Here is a 244-nt window from a genome sequence, read left to right on the forward strand (position 1 = left end):
ACCTGGTGTTGTAGTATCTACACCTTGTGCAGTTATTTCACCTGTACAGTTATCAGTAGCAGTAAGTGAAACCATTGCAGGAACATCACTTGCACAAGCAACAGTTATTGTAGCTGGGGCTTCAGGCGCTACCGGAGCAACGTCATCTACCACATTGATAGTTTGTGATACAGATGAAGTGTTGTTACACGCATCAGTGAATGTCCATGTTCTTGTTACAGTGAACGAGTTAGGACAGTTTCCA

Annotated in this window: 1 protein-coding gene; it reads right to left on the reverse strand. The window is 43.4% G+C overall.

Going from position 1 to position 244, the window contains the following annotated elements; translation table 11 throughout:
- Positions 1-244: HYR-like domain-containing protein (locus tag L1S35_RS13280; protein WP_236401477.1), on the reverse strand; the 244-nt coding region annotated here is incomplete at both ends.

The organism is Flavobacterium anseongense, assembly GCF_021608185.1.
GTDB classification, from domain to species: Bacteria; Bacteroidota; Bacteroidia; order Flavobacteriales; family Flavobacteriaceae; genus Flavobacterium; species Flavobacterium anseongense.